We start from the raw sequence: 5,615 nt of genomic DNA, 5'->3' as shown, positions 1-5,615 counted from the left end.
GATGTGGATTCGCGATGGAGAGCTGTTGGCACTGGCAAGTCACTTCCGGGCTCCTGGTTATCCGGGGGAAGGACTCAGTTTGGAGGCTTTTCGTTGGAATGCCACCGATGGCGTCTGGGAAGCGCACGGAACCGTCCTCGACGATACGCTCAATAACTTTGCCCCCAAACGTTTGCCTTCGGGCGAATACATGATGACACGCCGCGATCACCAGCGCCGCGTCTCGGTCATGATTGGCGGCGTCAACGCATTTAACCAATGGCGCACTTTGCCGCTGGCCAGCTACGGAAAGTCCGGCCAACCCGAAGAACCGTATTGGTACGTGCTTCCGGACCAGAGGAGCATCGTGGGTTTGATTCGTGACAATGCGCGTTCGGGCCGATTCCTACGCACGTTCTCGACAAACAACGGGCAAACATGGAGTCCGATTGTCGGCACGAATTTACCTGATGCTACAAGCAAATTTTTCGTCCTTCGCACGTCGCGAGGCTACTACGCCTTGGTCTCCAATGCCAATCCGCGAAGACGCGATCCGCTGACGCTCGCGATCAGTCGCGACGGACTGGTCTTCACCGACCTCTTTTATTTGATCGGTGGACGACACCTCGACTATCCCCATCTGATCGAGCACAACGGTCATTTGTTGATCGCATTTTCAGGTGCGAAACAAACGATGGAAGTGCTGAAGGTATCGCTGGACGAAATCGACGCACGGATCTCCGCCCCGTAACGTTTTGCCCCAGCTAAGAATTAGGATTTGTCAGTAGTCGTCGAGACTTTCATTTTCTGCGATGACCGGAACTCTTGACGAGTTCCGCTACCTCAGTAAGAGAATCGACGTTATTGGAGCGTCGATTGCATTGCTCTTGCTTCCCACCATTCCCGCACACAGTTGGGCTGGCCAGAGGCCATTGCATGTTCTCTCAGGGTAATCGCCGTTTGTGCGACACGGCCGAGTTCAATGAGCATGGTCGTGCCATCACTGGTTGGGGCAAAATGAACTTGATGAGTCGACGCTGTTGCACCAACGGTGATGTTTATCGTGCCTGTTTGAAGTTGGTCCGTGATCGAGACATCGACCTTCGCCAAAATCTTCAATCGAGCAACGATCGCTGACAACATGCGACGTGGAACGTGTTCGCGATCCACCACGTCACCGTCGATCACATACTGAATAACAACCACATCTGGCCGAGCAGTCAAGATCACATGAGTCGCACGCATCTGAATCGCTTCGGACACAATCAAATTCACCAGTCGAATGACCGGAGCGTCACTGGGTGACGAAGATTCCTTCACGGTGCGTTGGCGGCGTGATCGCATCGGCGATGGAGTAGGAAGGGGCATCGATTGAATCATGCAAATGTCGTCATCTTCGAGCATACCATCGATAATGATCTCGTCGGACAACCCCAATGATTCGTCTGAATGTAATTCAAGATAGTCGTCACTGGTTTCTGTAAAGTCGATAGCAGTATCGGTAAACTCCTGCAGCATTGAATCTGCCGATTCGCCTTCGACTTGACCATAGTGCAGGTTGATACTTTGCAAGATGGCGTCGGGGGAAGCGATCATGGTTTGAATGTTGCGGTTGAGAATGAAACGCAATTTTTCGACCGTTTCCAAGTCGGTCGGATCGCTGACCAGGACCGTCAACGTGCCGCCTGACTCGCTCAGCGGCATGACTCCGTTTTCGCGAGCGACCGATTCAGGAATCAGTTCGATCACTTCTATCGGTATTTGCGTGTGTCTCAAATCAACGTACGGCATCTTGTACGATTCGGCTGTGACCTGGGCCACCTCCTCGGCAGTGGCGTACTGCATACGCACCAATGCGTTGCCAACATTGGTGGACGTCGAACGGGACAGCGCCTCGGCCTCGGATAATTGATCCATCGTCACGATGCCTTTCTGAAGGATCAAATTAGCAAACTGCTTTGGCAACACGGGTCCGCCCGTTGGTTTCGAGACGGACATCGAACGACGTGCAATGGGCCGTGCAGCGGATGGTTGACTCGGCAACGAGATTAAGCGATCGCGCCCGAGCGGTGCAGAATGCATCGGTTTCCAGCCTTCGGGCAACTCAACGGGTTGGTTGATTGCATGCGTAGAGCCTTTCGTATTGACGCGTTCCGATTCGTCGACTGCAACAAACGCAGTAAAGCGAGAAAGCACTTGCGTTTCGAGCGAACAACGAACGATCTCTTCTTGCAGCAATCGATCCGGAGCCGATTTGCCCGCAAATTCATCTTCCAGTTCTCGCAAAATTGCACGCCCCCACATCGAATGCAGCAAGTTGACCAAGTCGCTAGATAAAGTCACCGTCTCCGCTTCGATGGTTTGGCTCCAAGGCTCCCCGCTAGCCAATGTTCCATGCACTGCGATTCGAAGCGACGATGGTTGTCGCGACCGACCGTAGATGGAAAGAGGGCGACCGGGATATAGAAGCGTAGGGTTGGCAGGGGCGATTTGGGTGATCGATCCAGTATCGTCGACCGCTTCGATGCGCAGATCCGTGATCGATGGGGATCCTATTTCATCCCCAAAACGCTGCATGATTTCATCAAGTCGTTTTTCTGACTCCACTCCTTCGTAGATGCCGCCCGTAAATTTGGCCAATCGTTGCAATACGCCCGCGTTAACGGCACGATCGATCCCTAGGCAGAACAGACGAGGACGCTGTGATTTGGGTACTTCGCCGAGTAATCGCAGCAGTGAATCTTCGCCAGTGATCTGTCCATCGGTGACCAAGACGATTGACGCGGAACCTCGGCCATTTTCATTTGACTGAAACATCTGCAAGCCATGTTGGATCGCCCGCCCCATTTCGGTGCCGCCGCGTGAACGAATTCCCGCCAACCAGCGAACCGCCTGATAGCGGTTCGCATCGCTCGCAGTCTGCAACGAATCGGAATGAGACCTTTCGGACGGTGATTCCATATTGTTATCGAAGGCCAAGACTTGAAACCGGTCGTTCGGCCCGAGCGTGTCGATCAAGCGACTGATCCCACGACGGGCTGCTTCCATCTTCCAACCCGACATGCTGCCGCTGCGGTCCAGCAAGAAGACAACGTTTTTCGGCAGATCCGATTTGCGCGACGTTGGAACGAGGTGAATCGCAAACGTCCCGCTGTCCGGATCACACAACAAGGAACCAACCACTTTGGATGATTCGATCGGCCCACGCAAAATGAAATCGCGATCGACCTTTTCTCCCGGACGAATCTGAATTCGACAAGATTTCGCGACCGATTGGTCGTCGCCGTCCGATTCAACGACGACCGCGTGCAGACTGCTACGAATCTGGGACGGCCAATCCGCATGACCGCCTAAGCCACTGTCGTGGTTGCCAGGCTGGACGTCGACTTCGATTGAAAGATTTACAGGGCTAGGAAACCCTGGCAACCACGTTGGCGGCGTGACCGTCGACGCGTCAGGCACTTGATCGGTGTCAACGGCAGTGCCATTTCCCACTGACGCTCCCGGCAACGGGAAACCTGACGTATATCGAGGTGCGACAACCAATGGCATCCGTAGCGTCCATTCGCCATGAGCAACGGCAAGGTTTCCGATCGTTTGGATGCGAACTTGGATCGCTTCGCCAGGCGGAATGTTCCCGACCTTCATCGAAAAAGTTTCGCCACGATTTTGTTCCAATAACGCCGCTCGGTGACCTTGATGGATTGCACGCCGGTAATCGGACCGCGCTTGGCCACGTTCCTTTAACTCGGCACGCACCAATCGATCGGCTACCCAGATCTCACATCCCACCACAGCTTGCTCGCCTTCGATCGGAAACACATAGGTCGCTTCGATGCATTCGTCGAATGGGTTATAGAACGTTTGTTTGATCGTCGTTTGCACCGCCAATCCGACCACGCGACTGCGGTTAGCCAGCTGTTGTAGCGGCAAGTTGCCAACATCGGTCTTGAGCGATCCAAAACCATTCTTCACTTCGGAATCGTCTATTTCGTCAAGTCGCGGCAGCGTGAAAGAAGTCATGGTAACAGCCTCCGAAGAGAAGAAGAAAGTCAGGACCGAGCATCATGCCGAGGTGTTGACGGGGAAACAATCAAACTCTGGCGAACCAGTTCACTGATCAGCGATTCAGCCGCAGACTGCAATCGCCGAAGGCTGGCGGCGTCGACAACTTCCGCACTGGCGGTCGTATCGATGGATAATTGGACCTGGGGGTGCAAATTGATTCGCAGTGTCTGAGACACCTCACGGGCGGACGAATCTTCCGGCGGTACCCCTGGAGCTGAGGGCAATGCCGCTGTTCGGCTCCAGAATTCATCGCTGGCATCAACATCCGTCGATTTCTTCGCAATTGCGGATTGCTTGTGCGATTCGCGCAAGTAGCTTTCGGCCTGCTTCCAGAAATCGTTTGGTAATGCCGCCAGCGATTGCAGCTCTTTGGGCGGCAGCCCGGTCAGTCGCTGTTGGATATCTGACAGTGTTTTGTTGTTCGCCTGCAGTCGCTTGATCGCGACCAATTGCATCACATGTTTTTCGTCGTAAAAGGCGGTGCGCCCCCGCATTTCGGCGGGACGATCCACCAAACCCAGCGTTGTGTAATAGCGAATCGTTCGCGTGTCGGGCACAGCTCGCACTCGCGCGGAAGCCGCCGGAACATAGTCTGTGTCCTGCAGCGCCCGAGCGACAAGTGTTCGCAATTCGGCCATGGAAAAAAATGGGTCCATGCCTCAATGCTAACACTGTCATATGCCAGTGTCAATATTTTTACTGTCTTCCTGAGGAGGCTCACGGGAGCCGGGAATTGTTGGGGGACAATCGCGCCCGCCGATGAAGCGAAACGCTATGAAGCATTTTAATGTGAGCAAATTACGGCATTTGCGTTCTTTAGCGACGCTCGCCAGAGCGTGGACAGACGTGAATCGTTGCCGTCCAATACGTGTCAGACCACTTTCTAGCAAAGGTAGCTACCAGGAAATGCTTCAGAGCTTTGCGTTTCAGCGAGTGAGCAGCCGGGGACCGCATCGTGCCCGGAATCTCACGGCTCATCGCAGTGACGAGGCTCGTGATCGACTAATGCGTCGGGGGCGGGGGAATGGCGAGATTTTGCCGATCAAGCTCGAGCGGAAAATCAGAATGCGGTGTTACGCCGGGGAGGGGCGACCGTAGTAGTAGCCTTGGCCTAATTGAAACCCGAGATCGATACAGGCTTGCGATTCGCCTTCGGTTTCAACGCCTTCGGCGAGTGCCAAGATGTCCAGATCGCAAACCATGTTGACAAGGTTTGACAACATCTTGCGTCGACTCTCGCTGGCAGTATCGATTCCACGAATCAACGAGATATCAAACTTGACCACATACGGTCTGGCTTCGACCAATTCGGCCAACCGTGCTTGGCCGGAGCCAAAATCGTCGTAGGCGAGTCGGATATTTTGTGACTCGAGGACTTCGACAAGATCGTCCATCACGGCGCGGTTGGTCACCGCGGACTCGTGAATTTCCAGCACAAGATTCGCGTTGCCTGCCATCTCGCGTGCTTTGATCAGCGATTCAATTAAACCTTGAACGTCACCGATTTCTTTGGGATGTGTATTGACGAACAGCATCGGGCTTTCAGGAAAATCGCGTCCCACACGAAT

4 protein-coding genes are annotated in these 5,615 nt (G+C 54.1%); 1 reads left to right on the top strand and 3 read right to left on the bottom strand.

What is annotated here, in order from left to right; genetic code table 11:
• Window positions 1-730, top strand: a 730-nt coding sequence (locus ABX962_RS28675) for an exo-alpha-sialidase (RefSeq protein ID WP_372724617.1), incomplete at its 5' end; no start/stop codon positions are given.
• Between the two features lie 110 nt (window positions 731-840).
• Here the strand turns inward: ABX962_RS28675 and ABX962_RS28670 are convergent.
• The 3 genes from ABX962_RS28670 to ABX962_RS28660 form a co-directional block, all read right to left on the bottom strand.
• Window positions 841-4,002, bottom strand: a complete 3,162-nt coding sequence (locus ABX962_RS28670; RefSeq protein WP_372724615.1) for an ATPase, T2SS/T4P/T4SS family — start codon at window positions 4,000-4,002, stop codon at window positions 841-843.
• Window positions 4,003-4,031: 29 nt separating this feature from the next.
• The gene (locus tag ABX962_RS28665; protein WP_372724613.1) at window positions 4,032-4,703 is read right to left on the bottom strand and encodes a MerR family transcriptional regulator; all 672 of its coding nucleotides are present in this window, start codon (window positions 4,701-4,703) and stop codon (window positions 4,032-4,034) included.
• A gap of 417 nt (window positions 4,704-5,120) precedes the next feature.
• Window positions 5,121-5,615, bottom strand: a 495-nt coding sequence (locus ABX962_RS28660) for an EAL domain-containing protein (protein WP_372724611.1), incomplete at its 5' end; no start/stop codon positions are given.

It is taken from the genome of Novipirellula sp. (genome assembly GCF_041583735.1).
In the GTDB taxonomy this organism is placed as follows: Bacteria; Planctomycetota; Planctomycetia; order Pirellulales; family Pirellulaceae; genus Novipirellula.
This window is presented reverse-complemented; position numbering and strand designations above follow the sequence as displayed.

Coding starts and splice junctions, on each gene's coding strand:
- ABX962_RS28670 (WP_372724615.1), bottom strand. CDS start 4,002: ATGACTTCTTTCACGCTGCCGCGACTTGACGAAATAGACGATTCCGAA.
- ABX962_RS28665 (WP_372724613.1), bottom strand. CDS start 4,703: ATGGACCCATTTTTTTCCATGGCCGAATTGCGAACACTTGTCGCTCGG.